Source organism: Exiguobacterium sp. UBA3491, assembly GCF_002377745.1.
Lineage (GTDB): Bacteria > Bacillota > Bacilli > Exiguobacteriales > Exiguobacteriaceae > Exiguobacterium_A.
This window is the reverse complement of the sequence record NZ_DFQK01000019.1, coordinates 1-16,760: the sequence shown is the minus strand read 5'-3', so window position 1 is coordinate 16,760 and position 16,760 is coordinate 1. Positions and strand designations below refer to the sequence as shown.

Genomic DNA, 16,760 nt, shown 5'->3' with positions numbered 1-16,760 from the left:
GTCTTTTCACGCCCTTTCCTCAGGCGAGACACAAGCCAGCTTTCCTGCTTCATTTAAGCAGGAAAGCGGGTCTTGTTCGTCTCTGACAACGCATAAATGCGTTTTTCCTGTAGGAGTGGCGTGTGACGCGTCATTCTTTTTATTACGAGATAAGGGGGGACAGATTGATGATCTGTCCCCCCTTATCTTTGTAGAGACTGACTTTTGAGTCAGCCTCTTGATGTGTTTAAATAGTTTATGCTTCTTCTTCCAATCGTTTAATCGCTTCATCCAGCTGTTCCTGATCCTCTTCTGATAGCTTTGGATATTGCGGATCAATTTCCTTCAGGACGTCATTCATGACTTCGGTGACGATATAGCGGGAATACCATTCGTCATCTGCCGGTAAAATATACCATGGTGCATACGATGTCGATGTCGCTGAGACAAGCTCAGCAAAAATCTCATGGTATTCGTCCCAGTGCTTGCGTTCCTCAATGTCATTAAACGAGAATTCGAAGTTTTTCGTTGGATCTTTCAGACGAGTCAACAGCCGTTGCCGTTGCTCCTCTTTTGAGACATGAAACAAAAACTTGACGACCCGGAAGCCGTTCTCGACGAGATAGCGTTCAAAGTCATTGATTTGACGGTAGCGCATCTGCCAAACATCTCCGTCATCCGGCTTTTCTTCCTCCTCGAGCAAATCATGGATTCGTGGTGCAATGACTTCCTCATAATAGGAGCGATTTAAGATGCCGACTTCCCCTTTTTCCGGTAGTCCTTCGTGGATTCGCCATAGGTAGTCATGTTTTTGCTCCGTATCCGACGGTTTTTTGACGGAAATCGTTCGGAGTCCTTGTGCGTTCAAGTTAGAAAAGATATAGCTGATCGCCTCATCCTTCCCTGCTGCATCAATCGCTTGCAGGATGACGAGGACGCCATTTTTCTCTTCGGCATACAAACGCCAATGTAACTCTTGTAACGTCTCAACACTTTTTGGAATCCGTTTCTCTCGCAATTCTGCTTCCGAAATTTTATGTTCTTCTGATGTCGGGTAATTCGAAAACGAGACTTGCTCGCCTTCTTTAACACGATAGGATGACAGTTTCATGGTAGGACTCCTCCTTTAATTGCTTCTAAAGGGGGTTTACCCAACTCACTCACCTTGAAAACGTTCAGATGAACTTATCTTTTTAAAAGAAGTCGAACTCCCTCTTCAAGTGTCGTCACGGGACGGCCAAGTAATGCTTCAAAATCAGTACTTTCTACTGCCAGAGTCCCTGCTGCAATATCTGACTGGATACCAGTCAGCATTGGAATCAAGAAGTCAGGTAAGCCAGCTGCTTGCATCCGCTCACTATAGGTCGTGCCATCTACTTCATCTAAAGCGACCGATCGGTTAAGCACTGTTCCGACTGCAGTCGCGAGTTCTGCTTGTGTATGCAACGGACCCGATAGTTCATAGATAGGGTTTGGATGCTCAAGCGTCAGTCCCGTCGCAATTGCTAGCGCATACTCATCTTGTAACGCCCATCCGACTTTCCCTTCGCCTGCTGCCGTTAACCAGTCTGCGCCTTGCGCGACGGCGTCAATCGTTCCGAGTTCATTTTCGAGATACCAGTTGTTACGGAAAAAGACATACGGGATACCTGTCGCTTGAATCGATTCCTCTGTGACACGATGCGTTCGAGCAAGTCCGTTTGTACTGTGTGCCGCATTGGCGATGCTCGTATAGCCGATCAGCTTGACGCCTGCCTCTTTTGCTGCCGTGACAGCGGCTTGGTGTTGCCGGATCCGAGTCGCCTCTTCACCGTCCGTCGAAATGATCAACAATCGATCGATTCCTTGAAACGCTTGTCCGAGTGTTTCGGGCTGATCAAAGTCTCCGTATCGAACATCGATTCCTTGTGCTGCAAGCGCTGTTGCTTTTTCGACATCGCGGACACTAACCGCTACATTTTCGTTGCCGACTTGTTCACTGAGGTGCTGCACGATCCGCGCGCCTAATTTTCCGGTTGCTCCAGTAATTAACCATTTCATGATGAAACCACTCCTTTGAAGTTTGATGTTGTTCTTCATGATACGCTAGGTGATACACTAAAAAAAGTAGGCACTTATCTGAAACTAGGTCCCTCAAAACGAACCAATGGGAGAGGATGAATGTGGCTGTATTCGATACAACGACCAATCAACGCACTGCCTGTCCAGTCACTCGGGTCCAACAGATGGTCGCTGGCAAATGGAAGATCATCTTGCTGTGGCACCTGACACACGGGACACATCGTTTTCATGAACTGCAACAATTAACAGGTATCTCTAAGGGAACATTGACACGTCAGCTACGTGAGCTTGAAGCGGATGGGTTGATTCAACGGCACGTCTTTGGCGAAGTTCCCCCTCGTGTTGAATATTCTCTAACGGATGCTGGTCATAGTTTTTTACCAATTCTTGATCACATGGCAGCCTGGAGTGAACAACACTTTCAGGTGAAGTGATCGTGAGTAACAAAAAAAATGCGCTTCTTCTCGAGTCAGAAAAGAAGTGCATGTTTTCGTTCATTCCGTCGCTGTTACCGTCTGACGTAAGTGGGTGTCGATCGCTTCTGCGACGCGTAATCCGGAGATGACAGCGCTCTCGACGCGCGTCCGTCCTGATGCATCATCGGCTTCAAGGAACGCATCACCAGCAAGCCAAAGTGGATGTGACGACAGTTTCAAATGCGGTGTCCGGTAAACTGCACGTGCCTGAGCGTAACGCCAACGCTTGAGCTGGCGGGAGATAATCGTCACTGGTCCGAGTTGCTGTTGTAACAGACGCTCAACTTCCGCGAGTGTCTCTTCTTCCGGACGCTCGTACCAGTCTTCACTGAAGCGGGCTGTCATATAGACGCTCAAAAGTGTCGTTTTCGAAATCTCCTTCTCGGCATTGTTGACGATTTTTAAGATACCGTCGATAAGATGCTCATCTTGCAATCCGACTTCCCCGATCGTGAGTCGCTCTTTGACTTCAAACAGACCAACGAATGTCGGCTCGAACGTCACTTGTCGTAACTGCTCATGATCGTCATCAGAAAGTGTCAAACTAGAAGACTGTAACAGTTCATAGGCTTGCGGTACCGGTGCTGTTACGAGGAGTGCATCATATTCACTTTGATGGTCCGTCGCCTGTGTGACAAGTTCATCTTCCGTTGCCGAAATATGCGTGACTTGCTTATTCAATTGGACGGGAATTCCTCGACCAATCGCTTGTACGAGTTGATTCATGCCGTTCGTTGCGACATAGCGTGGAAAATCCGTTCCGAACCACTTACGAACCCATCCCTTCTGAAGCCATTCGTCGACTTCGCGTCCTAACTCTTCCGTCCGAACCGTGAAGAAGACGGCACCATGATCCGCTGTTCCTTCATCAATCCGACGAGTCGCCATTCGCCCCCCGACGCTCTGGCTTTTTTCGATGATTTCAACAGCATGTCCTGCTGCCTGCAATTGACGTGCCGCAAAGATTCCGGCGAGTCCACCACCGATGATTCCGATTCGTTTCCCTGTCATCTCGCTTCCCCCTCATATTCCTCATTTCTCTAAGTATAGAGGTTTCTTCCAAGACATGGGTGAATCAATACCCGTCCGATATGCTCGTCATCTGTAATTCCTGCTCGATAAGCATGATGTTCTCCTCAAAGAACACCCGGTGCTCTTCTAGTCCACGTTTGATGCACCAGCCGACGGCCGTGAGTGCTTCCCACAAACGATAGTATGCTAGATACGTCTCAATCGGCACGTCTGGGTGTAATGTCGCGTATCCTTCTTGAAATGCCGTGACGTAAATGGAACCGAACGTATTGAGATTACGGACGATCTTCGTGAAGTCCATCTCGACGGCCCCGTAGCGGGTCGTCTCGAAATCGATCACCCCTGTGACTTGATCACCTACCGTCAGTAAATTTGCTAGGCGGAAGTCACAATGTGTGGCAACGGGACGTGACGGCTCCGGTAACGACTGTTCTCGTCTGACTAACTCTGTTTGGATGTTCTCTAAAAAAACGGGGTCGAGTTCGGACGTGATGAACGGCATGAATCCATCGAGTTTTTCATTCCGGAAGCGTCGCCAGTCCTGAACCGGATAGGCATAACATCCATCTTCCGTATACTCGCCGTAAGCTTCTCCTGTACACGTATGCAGCATTGCGAGCGTTCGACCAATTTCGTACGCCAATTTTTTAGTCATCGTGACTGGTACCTGTCCCGGTAAGGCAGCAAGTACGAACGCCCCGGTCGTCTGCCCGGGAGCTGCTTCAGCTAAGATGTGCGGCACGGGTACAAATTCTTCTAGTGCATGAATCCAGCCACGTTCCCGGTACCACTTTTCAGCCGTATACGGGCGCTTCAAGAAGACGACCTGACCATCCGTTAGGACGAGACGATCGACTTCAGAACTATACGATTCGTCGACAGTCGCGCATGCTGCGACGTCGAGTTGAAAATGTTCAATCCATTCGTCTCGCGTCATTCCGTCGTTCCCACTATTTTCTGTAGCGTTTCACCTGGTAGACCGTCAATCGGTCCAACATAGGTCGATTCAAAACCTAATCCGATCAAAATACGGCGCGACGCTTCATGTGCTGGATCAATCGTCGCCGTGACGACCTGTAGCTCTTCTTCTGTCGCTAACTGTAAGAGACGCTCTGCAATGGCTGTGCCGTATCCGCGTCCCCACTGATCGGGTAGTAGCATGTAACCGAGCTCTGCTTCGAACGGTTGCGTTTGACTCCGGGTCATGTGCCCGATTCCAATCCATGTCTCTTCGGTATAAATCAGATACGATCCGAGTCGGTCGTGCTGCTGTTGTTCAAGGATTCGCTCAAAGCGTTGTTTCGTTTCCGTATCTGTTAATGCCTGTTCCGTGATGTAACGCATGACACGATCATCTTGGACGAGCGTCGCGTATCGATCGTAATCGAGCGCCGTCATTTTTCGTAATTCAATCATCTTATTCTCCTCTTCATGTCCGGTAGTCATTGTGGGTTGGGGTGAAGACGTCGTCCGTCGACGGACGAACCATCGCAAAGTGCTCGACGTTATAATGACCATGCAAGACTTGATTATGGTGTGCGATCATTTGCTCCGGCGTCAATACATCAGAACCGTTCGTCGTATGGCCATCGGCAACGAGTGTGACATCAAAACCATGTACTGTCGCACTGCGTACCGCAGTATCGATGCAGTGTTCCGTCTTACAACCTAAGACGATTAGGTGTTCAATCGATGCTTGGCGTAGATGATCGAGCAAGGGGGTACCATGGAACGCATTCGTCGCTGCTTTATCGAACGTGACACTGGACGCTGGAACGGGAATCGAATCATGGACTGCAAAACCGGGTCCTGTTCCGCCAGCGACATCTAGATCCCGAATGAAGACGACCGGAACGTTTCGTTCGTCTGCTTCGAGTACGACCGCTTCGATGACGTGTGCAACTTGTTCCTTTAAGTATACCGGACGTTCTTCCGTGTTTCCGTCGACGAGTTCCTGTTGAAAATCAATCACTAGGACCGCTTGTTTCATCGTCATGTTCCTCCTTGTAAAATCGACTGCTTGTTTCCTTCCCGTTCACCTGAATGATTTCCTGCTCTTGACGGGCGTGAAACTTTTTAGCTGTTGGATTCGTTAAGAAGAAGGAAAGGATGTGTCTGGATGATTTGGTTTGGCGTTATCTTCTTATGTGTACTCCTCGTTAATCTGACACTGGAGAAACTGATCATGAACCGGACGATGACAGGTCGCTGGTTCGTCCGCAACTTACTCATTTGTCTCGGGATTTCTCTCTTATTATTCGGGATCGAACGTTATGTCCTATCCGGTCTGTAAAAAAAGCAGATAGCGATTTTTCGCTACCTGCTTTTTTAGTTAATAGACTTCGTAATTTTGCCCCGTCTGTGCCCCTTCGACACTCTTTTCGAACGCCGTCGCGACACGTGACGCCGGAACGGCTTCAAAACCACGGAAGAAGGGTTCGTACTTCTCAAGCGACTCGATCAGTACGTTCGGACTGACGCTGTTGATTCGAATGCCTCGTGGCATCTCGATCGCTGCTGCGTGAACGAACGCTTTGACCCCACCGTTCGCAAGCGCAGCGGATGCGCCTTGGCGAATCGGATCGTCCATCATGATGCCTGTCGTCAGCGTAAAGCTTCCGCCGTCTCGTACGGACTCCAATCCAAGTAGGACCAGATTAACTTGACCTTTTAGTTTACTGTCGATTCCAATTTGATTGAGCTCTGGTGTTAAATCCGTCAATGGACCAAAATGAGCGCCACCTGTCGCACTGATGACGGCATCAACAGAACCGACTGTTTCATACATCGCTCGGATACTTGCTTCTGATGTGATGTCGACTTGCACATCCGCTCCGCTTCGCCCGGCACGAATGATGTCATGTCGCTCACTCAAACGTTCGACGACTGCCTGTCCAATCGTTCCGCTTGCTCCTACTACTAAAATTCGCATGATCCTTTCCCCTTTCACGTCTAGCTTACCTATCTAGCCTACTGCACAGCAGATGATGGTTTCAAGGATTCTACCGGATGCGTCTTCAAAAAGATGAGGATTTCTTCGAACAAACGTTGTTTATCCCGATCGAGTGTCAGTAGATGTTTACTGTTCGGAAGAAGGACCTTTTTCTGATCTCGGCTCGACACCGTCGTTTCGATTCGCTCAAGACTGGCATGATAGACCGCATCATCTAAGGCGCCAAGGAATAGAGCGATAGGCTGTGTGATCTTCGGCAAGACGACTCCTGTGTCGAGAATGAACTGTTGCAGTGCCCGTAAGTCTTTTTCTGGGCGTGGAAAATGACGGTCGACAAAGTCTGCGATCCACTCCGGCGAACGATCGTCAAATTGAAAATACCGTTCCGTATAACGAAGGACGCGGTGCTCAAGTCCGGCAATCGTCCGCTCAAGAATCGGCGTCGAGAGTAAAATGAGTCCTGCGCATCCTGACTGTTCTGCCAGTCGAAGTGCCATCACTCCACCGAGTGATTGTCCGATCAAAAAGATGTCTTTGTGTCCTCGATCTTGTAAAAACGCGAGTCCGGCTTGCGCGGACTGCCAGACGTCTTCGATCGTCGTCTCAAACAAGCGCTCCGGCGATTCCCCGTGCCCGGCGTAATTGGGCGCGTAACAGGTATACCCGGCTACATGTAAAAAGCGAGCGAGCCCCCGCATCTCATTCGCACTACCAGTAAAACTATGTAACAACAAAATAGCAGGTCCAGTTCCTTCTAAGTACAGATCCTTTGATTTCGTAATCAAGTGCGCACCTCCTTTTCATCTCTTCACACTTCCTCTACCGAAACATCCTCCCGTAACGATTCTATAATCCGAAAGCCTGGGTAATCCGCTTCGGATCGTCGTTCTCCACTCGACCGATAATAAGCATTCCAGTAACTGATCATCCGGTCTTCGATTCGCTTCATGTATGCCGGATCATTGGAGACGAATCGCCGCTTCACTTCCAGATTCCATTGCTCGATCACAGGTACGATGATGTCGACGATGTCAAGGACGTATTCACTAGCAAGTTCAAGAATATAGACGAGTATCCATTCATCTTGTTGATTTGTTTTGAGTAACTGACGGAGATAACGTTCACGGATGTGACCATCATGATGACGGGTGTAAAGGCAAAATAACATCGTTTGTTGCGTCGACGTCAGTTGTTTAATCCGCTCCGAGTCGACCTCTGATAAGTACAAACGCGTCGGAATCTGTATCCGTTCCTGCTCCAGTCTCATTTCAATCGATCCGGGTGATAAACGCGTCCAGGCAAATGGTAGACACGCTTTAACGACCCGAACGTCCTGTTCATATCGTTTAGGAAATGCAGCAATCCAGCGATTCATCTCGTTCTCCTCTTAATATAAAAACTCCAAACGGCAGACGCTTACACGCCTGTCATTTGGAGTCGATTTGTTTCCTTATTCAACCGTTACTGACTTCGCCAAGTTACGTGGCTTATCGACGTCACAGTCGCGACCGAGTGCCGCGTAGTATGAGATCAATTGAAGTGGTAAGACAGACAAGAGCGGTGACAAGAGTGGCTCGACTGCTGGGATGACGAATGCATCCGTCGGCAATTCAAGACCTTCTGCTGCGATGACACACGCGTTTGCACCACGCGCGACGACTTCCTTGACGTTCCCACGGTTGTTGAGGTGAACGTGTGGTTGTGTCACGAGTGCGATGACCGGTGTGTTATCTTCGATCAAGGCGATCGGACCGTGCTTGAGCTCTCCACCCGCGTATCCTTCTGCTTGGATATACGAGATTTCTTTGAGTTTCAATGCACCTTCCATCCCGACGTATGCATCTTGTCCACGACCGATGAAGAACGCGTTACGTGACTCAGACAAGTATTCTGTCGCGATTTCTTGGAAACGATCTTTTTGAGACATGACCGATTCCATCGCACTTGAGATTTTACCGAGTTCCTTCATGAGATCGAAGTTGACGGCAACCCCTTTCGCTTGAGCGAGGTCAAACGCAAGAACAGCAAGAACAGCGATTTGAGCTGTATACGCTTTTGTTGAAGCAACGGCGATTTCTGGACCCGCGTGGAGCAATAATGTTGCGTTCGCCTCACGTGACAATGTTGATCCTGGAACGTTCGTGATCGTCAGTGCTGGATGACCGAGTTTCTTCGCTTCGACGAGAACCGCACGGCTATCCGCTGTTTCACCTGATTGTGAAAGGAAGAGGAAGAGTGGTTTCTCTGTCAATAATGGCATGTTGTATCCGAACTCAGAAGAGATATGAACTTCTGTTGGAATGCCAGCGATTTGTTCAATCAACTGTTTTCCGATCAAACCAGCATGGTAGCTTGTTCCGCAACCGATGATGTAAACACGGTCACGACCGAGTACGAGATCACGGACTGATTGGTCGAGTGTGATGTCGCCTGCTTCATTTTGATATTGTTGAACGATGTTACGAATGACCGCTGGTTGCTCATCCATCTCTTTGAGCATGTAGTGCGCGTACGTTCCTTTTTCGATGTCTGATGCATCGATTTCAGCCGTGTACGCTTCACGCTCTTGGACGTTACCGTCGAGATCTTGGATCGTGACGCTATCACGCGTCAAGATGATCATCTCGCCATCATGCAACTCGATGAATTGATCCGTTACTTGTAACATTGCCATTGCGTCTGATGCGACGACGTTGAACGTACCGTCACCGAGACCAACGAGAAGTGGTGATTTGTTTTTTGCGACGTATAAGACGTCTGGATTTTCAGCATCGATCAATGCGAGGGCATACGAACCGTGCAAGACACGGAGTGTTTGACGGAATGCTTCCGCGACGTCACCTGTCTCGTTGAAGTTCTTTTCGATCATCTGAACGATGACTTCTGTATCCGTGTCGCTGAGGAGATCGACATTCAATTCTGCTTTTAGCTGCTCATCATTTTCAATGACGCCGTTGTGCACGAGTGTGAAACGTGCTGACGCACTTTGGTGCGGGTGCGCGTTTGGTACGCTTGGGACACCGTGTGTCGCCCAGCGTGTGTGTCCGATTCCGACTGTGCCGTCTGCATCTGCAGGAACGACTTCGCGTAGCGCAGCAATCCGGCCTACTTCTTTATGGACTTGGACGCCGTCGTTGACGAACGCAAGACCTGCCGAGTCATAGCCGCGGTACTCGAGCTTTTCGAGACCTTTTAATAAAATTTCCTTCGTGTTGACCTGTCCGATCATACCTACGATTCCGCACATGTTACATCTCTCCATTTACAAGTATTTCCCTGAAGAGGAAACGGCTCTTGTTGAGAGGATCCCGATCGGTCTGTTTGTCCGTCCAATCACTTGGACGATTTCAGAACGATTTACGGTATGGATCTGGTACCGGGAGGCATCCGCCGAATGATTCGATAAACCTCCACCTCGTCAGCTTTCGTCCTACGGAGAAAGCCCTGGCGCTTCTTGTTTCTGTCCGACCCCGTTTCTGTCCGACTTCACCATCATACGAACTTTAATCTGAAAAAGCAAGAAAGGTAACGTATTTGTAACTATTCCCGATATTTTTCTATTCAATACGCATAATCCCTATTTTTTGTAAAAATCTCAATCTGTTTTTCTAAAATAATTGTAAAAAAGAAGCAGAGCACTCGCTCCGCTTCAGGTTGCTTAATTTTCTTGTAACGCGTAGTTCTCACGAACGACGTTCGCGATCCGCTCGACGTATGCATCACACGCTTCTTGTGTCGGAGCTTCTGCCATGACACGAACGAGTGGTTCTGTTCCTGACGCACGAACGAGAATCCGTCCGTTCCCCGCCATCTCTGCTTCGACTTCAGCAATGATCGCTTGTACGGCAGGACCGCTCATTGCACCATTTTTGTCTGAGACACGGATGTTAACGAGACGTTGTGGGAAGATCGGCATCTCAGCTGCGAGTTCCGATAACTTTTTCCCTGTCGCTTTCATGATTTGCAACAACTGGACGCCTGACAACATGCCGTCCCCTGTCGTTGAGTAATCCATGAAGATGATATGCCCCGACTGTTCACCACCGAGCGTGTAGTCGTTCTTACGCATCTCTTCGACGACATAACGGTCACCGACCGCTGTCTGAAGTGCCGTCATCCCGTTTTCTTCCACGGTTTTATGGAAGCCGAGGTTACTCATGACCGTCGCAACGATCGTGTTGTCTTTCAGACGACCAAGTTCATTCAAGTATTTTCCGCAAATGAACATGATTTTATCGCCATCGACGATATCACCGTTCTCATCGACTGCAATCAAGCGGTCGCCGTCTCCATCAAACGATAAACCAACGTCTGCGCCTTTTTCCTTAACGAAGGCAGCGAGATGTTCTGGGTGTGTCGAACCGACACCATCATTGATGTTGAGTCCGTTCGGAGTTGTACCGATCGTCGATACTTCTGCTTCCAAGTCACCGAATAGACGTGGTGCGAGGCTTGACGTCGCACCGTGTGCGCCGTCGATCGCGACATGGATGCCTGAGAAATCTTCATCCGATGTCTGGCGAAGCATATGAAGATATTTTTGTGCACCTTCGTAGTAATCGTGAACGAAACCGAGTTCTTTTCCAGCTGGACGTGGTAATGTATCTTCTGCTTCATCGAGCAATGCTTCGATTTCAAGCTCAGTTGCGTCATCGAGCTTGAAGCCATCTGAACCGAAGAATTTGATTCCGTTATCTTCAACTGGATTGTGCGATGCGGAAATCATGACTCCCGCTGTCGCATCCATCGTTTTTGTCAGGTACGCGACGCCCGGTGTCGAGATGACACCAAGACGCATGACTTCTGCACCGATTGATAAAAGACCAGCGATGAGTGCGTTCTCAAGCATTTGACCAGAAACACGTGTATCGCGTCCAATCAAGACTTTTGGTCGTGTGCTTTCGTGTTTCGTCAACACGTAACCACCTGTTCGACCGAGGCGATATGCTAGTTCCGGTGTCAATTCTACGTTTGCGACGCCGCGTACGCCGTCAGTTCCAAAATACTTACCCATGTGTTATTTCCTCATTTCACTAATTTGTTTTAATTGGTCGGAACGGATGTCCGCGGAACAGCTTTTAGCGTGACATCCATATTATCCGGACGCAGGACATCAAAGGCTTTTGACGTCTGATACGAAATCGGCAATCCGTGCGTTCCTTCTTTTAGTCCCGTCACATCGATGACCGCTTTGATATCCGTCGCATCGATCGATGCTAAATCAGATTCTTTCCCACGGACAATGACATCAATCGTTTGGTTGTAATCAATCGTATACTTCGATTCATCAAACCCATTCAACGTGACCGTCACACCCGGAATCGTTTTCTCTGCCCGATCTTCGACGGTTTCCGTCGTCGATTTCGCATTTTCCTTTTCGACAACGATATTGACGGTGACCTGTATCGGATCCATCGCTGTCGCATTTTCTGGTTCAACAAGTTTGACGGTTTTTTCTGTCGTCTTCGTCAGTCCTTTGAGCGAGACCGCTTCCGTATCAACGGAACCGATCCGCTCTAACTCTTCTTTTGTTCCATATAGACGAGCTTCCGTCGTAACGGGAACGATCTTGACGACGGTATATCCTTTTTTGACGTTATCTTTTGTCTGCACATTGATCGGTACCGTCTTACTTTCCTTATAGATCGGTACTGTGATTTCTAGTTGCTCTGGTTGATAAGATGCATTGATCGTATTCCCGTTCGCATCGGTCGCTTTGGCATTGAACGTCTCTTTAAACGTCTCTGCCCGACCAGTTACATCGATCGGTACTTGGATCGCTGAAATCGCCTGTAACTTTTCTGCGCCTCCCGTAACTTCAACGGTCTGTTGGTTCGGTTGTGCTTCCCCAGCGACATATCCTTCAGCGATTTTGTTTTTATTGAGTAAGGCGACTTGTACCGGTACTTCCTTTGTAATCTTCTTATCGAGGAAGACTTCGATCGTCTCCTGCTTCGGCGTCACTTCGACATCTTTTCCGAAGCCAGTTGCTGTGACACGGACACGATGATAGCCAGGGTCAAGTCCTTTTAAATCAATCGATAACCCAAAATCCTGAACGAGCCGAAGCATCGTCAAGCTACTCGATGGACCTTTAACGGTTACCTCCATCGTATTTGGAATATTATAGGCGACCCACTGCGATTCATCATACTGGACCGTGACCGGCACGTCAAATTTCGTCGAACCTTGACCCGCGATCGGCAACAGACTAGCGGCGTCACTTTTTCCTGTCGTATTCGAACCTGCCACCATCAAATACAACATGACGGCTAAGACGACCGCAACAATGCGTAAAAACCAGCGTTCATTGAACCATTTTTCGAACATTATTTTTTCGCCCCCATCCAGTTCAAGAAGGAAGTATTCGTCTGTTCGACCTTAACGATCGTCTCAAGCAACTTCGTCCGTAAGGATTCTTCATCGAGTTCCCGGTACAGACGTCCATTGATGGCGAGTGAGACACCGCCCGTTTCTTCCGAGACGACGAGCGTAACACTATCCGTTACTTCACTGACACCGATTGCAGCGCGGTGACGTGTTCCAAGTTCTTTTGAGATATGTACACTTTCTGACAACGGTAAGTAACAAGCAGCGGCTGCTAACTTGCCTTGCTGGACGATGACGGCGCCATCATGTAATGGTGTATTCGGAATGAATAAGTTGATCAGCAACTGACTCGTGATTTGTGAACCAAGCGGAATGCCCGTCTCTACGTATTCACTCAGTCCTGTCTCACGTTCAATCGTCACGAGTGCTCCAATACGGCGTTTTGACATGTACTGGGCAGACGATACGAGCGCATCGACGATTCGAACTTGTTCATCTTCATCACTGATCGCACTACGTGAGAAGAATTTACTCGTTCGTCCTAAGTGTTCCAGTCCACGCCGGAGTTCGGGTTGGAAGATGATGATGATCCCCAGTAACCCATAGGTGATAATTTGATTGAGTAAGAATTGAAGTGTTTTAAGTCCAAAAAAGCCACTCAGGAACCAACTGATCAAAATGACCGAAATCCCTTTAATGAGCTGGACCGCTTTTGTTCCTTTGACGATGATCATGAGACGGTAAATGACGAACGTCACGACCGCAATATCAATCACGTCATTAATATAATCGTACCAATGTACGTTTTCTCCCAGTTTCAACAATTGAAATTGAAGTGGTTGCCAGCTGAAGTAATTCACCAACCGTGCCCCCTAACTCATCTGATTTAAACAGTTTCCATTATAGCACAAAGGGACGAGTTCGACTCGTCCCAGCTGATTATTGAAATAGACGCTTGATTCCGTACCATACGCGTTCGAATAATTGATCGATTTCCTTGATTTCTCCGGTCACGCTACCAGCACTCGCCGTGTACGCTTTCCCGTCAACGGTCATGACGTCGCCATTAACTTTCCCTTCGATTCGGACGTTCCCGCCTTCGACATAGAGATCTTGATCGACCGTGACGCCTTTTGGCACGACGACCTCACCATTTTGAGCGACGATGCCTGGTGCATTTGTATAAGATAAGTCATGTTCTTCCTGTGCCATATAACCACCAAGGCTACCGACCGACAAAAGTAAGAAAACAGCCGCGGCCGCGAGCAATGGGTATTGCTTCATCTTCCCTCCAAAACGGGACGGTTGCGGTTGGTGCAGTAAAGCAGCGCTCGGCGTATCCACCTGGTCGGGCAATTGTGCCAGCACGCGGGATGTAAAATCTGCCGATAATTTGGGCGCTGGAAGTTGACGCAGTCGAGCATCAAGGAGTCGATACTCTTCGAACTCGTCCATCGCGTCCGCTTCCCGTAACTCTGCTTCCAATCGCTCGAATTCCTCAGGTGGTTGGTTTTGATCTAAATAATCCTGAATCCGTTCATGTACATGCTCTCGTGACATGGTGAGTTCCTCCTTCTCATCGTTTGGCAAAATGCTTCTTCAGCGCTTCCCGTCCACGATGAATTCTAGTTTTGACAGTAGCGACAGGTAATTCGATCATTTCACTGATTTCCTTTAGTGAAAGATCCTCTATATATTTCAGGACGAGTGGGACGCGGTATTTTTCTGGTAAAGCCGCAATCGCATCCCCGACTTCACTTCGTTGCTCGTTATCGACCACTTGGTCCTCCGGCAAGGTGTCCTTGCTCTCGAGTTGTGAATACAATGTCAGTCCTTCAGTACCTGACATCTCAGCATCAAGAGAATAATCAGGTTTCTTTTTCCGTAATCGGTCAATCGATACGTTCGTGACGATTCGGTACAACCAAGTCCGGAACTTCCATTGTGCATTATACGAATCAATCTTCGTAAATACACGGATGAAGGCTTCTTGTGTCGCATCCTCCGCTTCCATTCGATCGCGCAAGACCCGGAAAGCCACAAGAAAGGCACCTTCCTTATATAGATCAACAAGTGCCGCAAATGCATCACGGTCTCCCTGTTTCACTCGCTCAATTAAGCGTAGTGTCGTTTCTTCCACTTTGAATACCCCCCGCTCTATGCGGTCAATCTCTTATACGAAGTCGACCGATAAATGTTTCATCTCCTTTTAAATTGTAACAAAAAAAACTTGAACCCCGATAAAAAGAGTTCAAGTTCTATCCATTATTTTACTAAGCGATGTGTTTCCATTGCCAAAAGTAAATCTCCGATCAGTTCATTCGCAAGTTCCGCGGTTCCGTTTCCTTCTTCAAGCAAAGGATTCACTTCAACGAATTCAGCTGCAATGAAGTCTTCTGCCGTTGCGCAATGCTTGAGCACTGTCTTCGCATCGTCTAAGAAAATACCGTCAGCGACACGTGTTCCTGTACCGACGACGAGTGATGGATCGAGACCGTCCATATCGAAGCTAAGATAGAACGCATCTGTCGTTTCCTTCAAATAAGCAATTGCTTCTTCCATGATCGCGTCCATTCCCCGAGTTCGGATCGCTTCCATATCATAGACACGAATACCAAGACGATCGATCAGCTCTTGTTCCCCTGGATCAACGTCACGTAATCCGATGAAGACGAGGTGTTCCGGTTGCAGCTTGATATCTGTTCCTCCGACTTCCGTTAAACGCTGATGTCCTTCCCCAAGGGCTACAGCGAGCGGCATACCGTGGATGTTACCAGACGGTGATGTTTCCGGTGTATTCAAATCACCGTGTGCATCGAACCAGATGACGCCAAGACGTGGTACAGTTTGACGAAGCCCAGCAATCGTTCCGATCGCCATGCTGTGATCGCCACCGACTAACAACGGAAAACGTTGTTCCGATAACGCGTCACGTACGATCAGGTGCAAATCATTCGTCGTATGGACGACGCCTTCCAAACGTTTCAGCTTCGGATCTTCTTCCCGGACTGCATCCTCGGATAAGACAGACGCTTCCCCGTAGCGTACTGCTTCTTGTCCCCGTGCTTCGAGTGTCGCGAGTAGACCCGCTTTTTCGACAGCTGCAGGTCCATGTTCAGTGCCTGGCTTTCCTTGCCCATAACGGTATGGTACGCTGATATACGCGATGTTCATACGATATTCCCCCTATGTCATAGTCACTTCTACATATATTGTAAGCGGTAGCAAACGAGTGGTTCAACTCAACAAAAAAACGCATGAATATACAAAAAAACACCGTGAAGGGAATCACGGTGTTCTTGCGTACGTACTCTGGTTATGCTTGGCATTTCATATAAAAAAAACTTAAGACGAACGAAACTCGCTTAAGATCTTTAAATAAAATTGGTGGAGCCTAGCGGGATCGAACCGCTGACCTCCTGCGTGCAANNTTCTACCACTGAACTACTTCCGCTTGAAAAGCTGGGCTGGAAGGGATCGAACCTTCGCGTGCTGGAATCAAAATCCAGTGCCTTACCACTTGGCTACAGCCCAATAATAAGAGGGCGACTGATGGGAATTGAACCCACGAATGCCGGAATCACAATCCGGTGCGTTAACCACTTCGCCACAATCGCCATGGTAAACAGGGGCAGCAGGAATCGAACCCGCGCTGACGGTTTTGGAGACCGTAGTTCTACCGCTAAACTATGCCCCTATGGTGGTGGGGGGGGGCGGATTCGAACCGCCGAACCCGAGGGAGCGGATTTACAGTCCGCCGCGTTTAGCCACTTCGCTACCCCCCCAGTTTGTCTAGGAAAATTATACAATTGAGAAAAACAGTGCCGGCAACAGGAGTCGAACCCGCGACCTACTGATTACAAGTCAGTTGCTCTACCAGCTGAGCTACACCGGCACAAAAAATATAATGGTGACCCGTACGGGATTCG

General features: G+C 48.6%; 18 protein-coding genes and 5 tRNA genes. 2 read left to right on the top strand and 21 right to left on the bottom strand.

Annotation, left to right across the window (positions count from 1 at the left end; all coding sequences use genetic code 11):
- Nucleotides 1-235: 235 nt before the first annotated feature.
- On the bottom strand, nucleotides 236-1,090 hold the full coding sequence (locus tag B4F99_RS06465; RefSeq protein WP_290756091.1) for a PPK2 family polyphosphate kinase: 855 nt from the start codon (nucleotides 1,088-1,090) through the stop codon (nucleotides 236-238).
- Between the two features lie 74 nt (nucleotides 1,091-1,164).
- On the bottom strand, nucleotides 1,165-2,019 hold the full coding sequence (locus B4F99_RS06460; RefSeq protein ID WP_290756089.1) for an SDR family oxidoreductase: 855 nt from the start codon (nucleotides 2,017-2,019) through the stop codon (nucleotides 1,165-1,167).
- A gap of 122 nt (nucleotides 2,020-2,141) precedes the next feature.
- On the opposite strand from B4F99_RS06460, the gene B4F99_RS06455 reads away from it, so the two are divergent.
- On the top strand, nucleotides 2,142-2,474 hold the full coding sequence (locus tag B4F99_RS06455) for a winged helix-turn-helix transcriptional regulator (protein WP_369814222.1): 333 nt from the start codon (nucleotides 2,142-2,144) through the stop codon (nucleotides 2,472-2,474).
- 60 nt (nucleotides 2,475-2,534) lie between these two features.
- Here the strand turns inward: B4F99_RS06455 and B4F99_RS06450 are convergent, their stop codons facing one another.
- The 4 genes from B4F99_RS06450 to B4F99_RS06435 form a co-directional block, all read right to left on the bottom strand.
- Nucleotides 2,535-3,527, bottom strand: coding sequence for an NAD(P)/FAD-dependent oxidoreductase (locus tag B4F99_RS06450; RefSeq protein WP_290756087.1), 993 nt, complete (start codon nucleotides 3,525-3,527; stop codon nucleotides 2,535-2,537).
- A gap of 64 nt (nucleotides 3,528-3,591) precedes the next feature.
- Nucleotides 3,592-4,485 carry a phosphotransferase family protein gene (locus B4F99_RS06445; RefSeq protein ID WP_290756085.1) on the bottom strand — a complete coding sequence of 298 codons (894 nt, stop codon included), beginning with the start codon at nucleotides 4,483-4,485 and terminating at the stop codon, nucleotides 3,592-3,594.
- Nucleotides 4,482-4,964, bottom strand: coding sequence for a GNAT family N-acetyltransferase (locus B4F99_RS06440; protein WP_290756083.1), 483 nt, complete (start codon nucleotides 4,962-4,964; stop codon nucleotides 4,482-4,484). The genes B4F99_RS06445 and B4F99_RS06440 overlap by 4 nt, the downstream gene beginning before the upstream one ends.
- Nucleotides 4,965-4,977: 13 nt before the next feature.
- On the bottom strand, nucleotides 4,978-5,538 hold the full coding sequence (locus B4F99_RS06435) for an isochorismatase family protein (protein ID WP_290756081.1): 561 nt from the start codon (nucleotides 5,536-5,538) through the stop codon (nucleotides 4,978-4,980).
- Nucleotides 5,539-5,667: 129 nt separating this feature from the next.
- Here B4F99_RS06435 and B4F99_RS06430 point away from each other — a divergent pair, with 129 nt between their 5' ends.
- Nucleotides 5,668-5,841 (top strand): hypothetical protein, encoded by a 174-nt coding sequence (locus B4F99_RS06430; protein WP_290756079.1) that lies wholly within the window; start codon nucleotides 5,668-5,670, stop codon nucleotides 5,839-5,841.
- Between the two features lie 39 nt (nucleotides 5,842-5,880).
- Here the strand turns inward: B4F99_RS06430 and B4F99_RS06425 are convergent, their stop codons facing one another.
- The 15 genes from B4F99_RS06425 to B4F99_RS06355 all read right to left on the bottom strand — a co-directional run bounded on the left by B4F99_RS06425 (nucleotide 5,881) and on the right by B4F99_RS06355 (nucleotide 16,726).
- A complete protein-coding gene (locus B4F99_RS06425; protein ID WP_290756077.1) occupies nucleotides 5,881-6,480 on the bottom strand; it encodes a short chain dehydrogenase in 600 nt (199 codons plus the stop codon).
- A gap of 38 nt (nucleotides 6,481-6,518) precedes the next feature.
- Nucleotides 6,519-7,286, bottom strand: coding sequence for an alpha/beta hydrolase (locus tag B4F99_RS06420; RefSeq protein ID WP_290756075.1), 768 nt, complete (start codon nucleotides 7,284-7,286; stop codon nucleotides 6,519-6,521).
- A 23-nt stretch (nucleotides 7,287-7,309) separates the two neighbouring features.
- On the bottom strand, nucleotides 7,310-7,876 hold the full coding sequence (locus B4F99_RS06415; protein WP_290756073.1) for a hypothetical protein: 567 nt from the start codon (nucleotides 7,874-7,876) through the stop codon (nucleotides 7,310-7,312).
- A gap of 75 nt (nucleotides 7,877-7,951) precedes the next feature.
- The gene (gene glmS / locus B4F99_RS06410) at nucleotides 7,952-9,748 is read right to left on the bottom strand and encodes a glutamine--fructose-6-phosphate transaminase (isomerizing) (RefSeq protein ID WP_214809556.1); all 1,797 of its coding nucleotides are present in this window, start codon (nucleotides 9,746-9,748) and stop codon (nucleotides 7,952-7,954) included.
- A gap of 411 nt (nucleotides 9,749-10,159) precedes the next feature.
- The gene (gene glmM / locus B4F99_RS06405) at nucleotides 10,160-11,515 is read right to left on the bottom strand and encodes a phosphoglucosamine mutase (protein WP_029343107.1); all 1,356 of its coding nucleotides are present in this window, start codon (nucleotides 11,513-11,515) and stop codon (nucleotides 10,160-10,162) included.
- A gap of 29 nt (nucleotides 11,516-11,544) precedes the next feature.
- Nucleotides 11,545-12,831 (bottom strand): CdaR family protein, encoded by a 1,287-nt coding sequence (locus tag B4F99_RS06400; protein WP_290756069.1) that lies wholly within the window; start codon nucleotides 12,829-12,831, stop codon nucleotides 11,545-11,547.
- Nucleotides 12,831-13,691 carry a diadenylate cyclase CdaA gene (gene cdaA / locus B4F99_RS06395; RefSeq protein WP_290756066.1) on the bottom strand — a complete coding sequence of 287 codons (861 nt, stop codon included), beginning with the start codon at nucleotides 13,689-13,691 and terminating at the stop codon, nucleotides 12,831-12,833. Before cdaA ends, B4F99_RS06400 begins: the two co-directional genes overlap by 1 nt.
- A gap of 79 nt (nucleotides 13,692-13,770) precedes the next feature.
- Nucleotides 13,771-14,391, bottom strand: a complete 621-nt coding sequence (locus B4F99_RS06390) for a hypothetical protein (RefSeq protein WP_056064592.1) — start codon at nucleotides 14,389-14,391, stop codon at nucleotides 13,771-13,773.
- Between the two features lie 16 nt (nucleotides 14,392-14,407).
- Nucleotides 14,408-14,971, bottom strand: coding sequence for an RNA polymerase sigma factor SigW (gene sigW / locus B4F99_RS06385; RefSeq protein ID WP_056064595.1), 564 nt, complete (start codon nucleotides 14,969-14,971; stop codon nucleotides 14,408-14,410).
- 125 nt (nucleotides 14,972-15,096) lie between these two features.
- Complete coding sequence (gene rocF, locus B4F99_RS06380; RefSeq protein WP_290756064.1) at nucleotides 15,097-16,005, bottom strand: arginase; 909 nt, start codon at nucleotides 16,003-16,005, stop codon at nucleotides 15,097-15,099.
- Nucleotides 16,006-16,293: 288 nt separating this feature from the next.
- Nucleotides 16,294-16,365: transfer RNA gene (locus B4F99_RS06375), tRNA-Gln, on the bottom strand.
- 10 nt (nucleotides 16,366-16,375) lie between these two features.
- Nucleotides 16,376-16,448 (bottom strand) — tRNA-His (locus tag B4F99_RS06370).
- A 9-nt stretch (nucleotides 16,449-16,457) separates the two neighbouring features.
- A tRNA-Trp gene (locus B4F99_RS06365) sits at nucleotides 16,458-16,528 on the bottom strand.
- A gap of 4 nt (nucleotides 16,529-16,532) precedes the next feature.
- Nucleotides 16,533-16,616, bottom strand: a tRNA-Tyr gene (locus B4F99_RS06360).
- A 37-nt stretch (nucleotides 16,617-16,653) separates the two neighbouring features.
- Nucleotides 16,654-16,726 (bottom strand) — tRNA-Thr (locus B4F99_RS06355).
- Nucleotides 16,727-16,760: the final 34 nt, after the last annotated feature.

Coding starts and splice junctions, on each gene's coding strand:
- B4F99_RS06465 (WP_290756091.1), bottom strand. CDS start 1,090: ATGAAACTGTCATCCTATCGTGTTAAAGAAGGCGAGCAAGTCTCGTTT.
- glmS (WP_214809556.1), bottom strand. CDS start 9,748: ATGTGCGGAATCGTAGGTATGATCGGACAGGTCAACACGAAGGAAATT.
- B4F99_RS06390 (WP_056064592.1), bottom strand. CDS start 14,391: ATGTCACGAGAGCATGTACATGAACGGATTCAGGATTATTTAGATCAA.
- B4F99_RS06415 (WP_290756073.1), bottom strand. CDS start 7,876: ATGAATCGCTGGATTGCTGCATTTCCTAAACGATATGAACAGGACGTT.
- B4F99_RS06445 (WP_290756085.1), bottom strand. CDS start 4,485: ATGACGCGAGACGAATGGATTGAACATTTTCAACTCGACGTCGCAGCA.
- B4F99_RS06435 (WP_290756081.1), bottom strand. CDS start 5,538: ATGAAACAAGCGGTCCTAGTGATTGATTTTCAACAGGAACTCGTCGAC.
- glmM (WP_029343107.1), bottom strand. CDS start 11,515: ATGGGTAAGTATTTTGGAACTGACGGCGTACGCGGCGTCGCAAACGTA.
- B4F99_RS06430 (WP_290756079.1), top strand. CDS start 5,668: ATGATTTGGTTTGGCGTTATCTTCTTATGTGTACTCCTCGTTAATCTG.
- B4F99_RS06440 (WP_290756083.1), bottom strand. CDS start 4,964: ATGATTGAATTACGAAAAATGACGGCGCTCGATTACGATCGATACGCG.
- B4F99_RS06460 (WP_290756089.1), bottom strand. CDS start 2,019: ATGAAATGGTTAATTACTGGAGCAACCGGAAAATTAGGCGCGCGGATC.
- rocF (WP_290756064.1), bottom strand. CDS start 16,005: ATGAACATCGCGTATATCAGCGTACCATACCGTTATGGGCAAGGAAAG.
- B4F99_RS06425 (WP_290756077.1), bottom strand. CDS start 6,480: ATGCGAATTTTAGTAGTAGGAGCAAGCGGAACGATTGGACAGGCAGTC.
- B4F99_RS06400 (WP_290756069.1), bottom strand. CDS start 12,831: ATGTTCGAAAAATGGTTCAATGAACGCTGGTTTTTACGCATTGTTGCG.
- B4F99_RS06450 (WP_290756087.1), bottom strand. CDS start 3,527: ATGACAGGGAAACGAATCGGAATCATCGGTGGTGGACTCGCCGGAATC.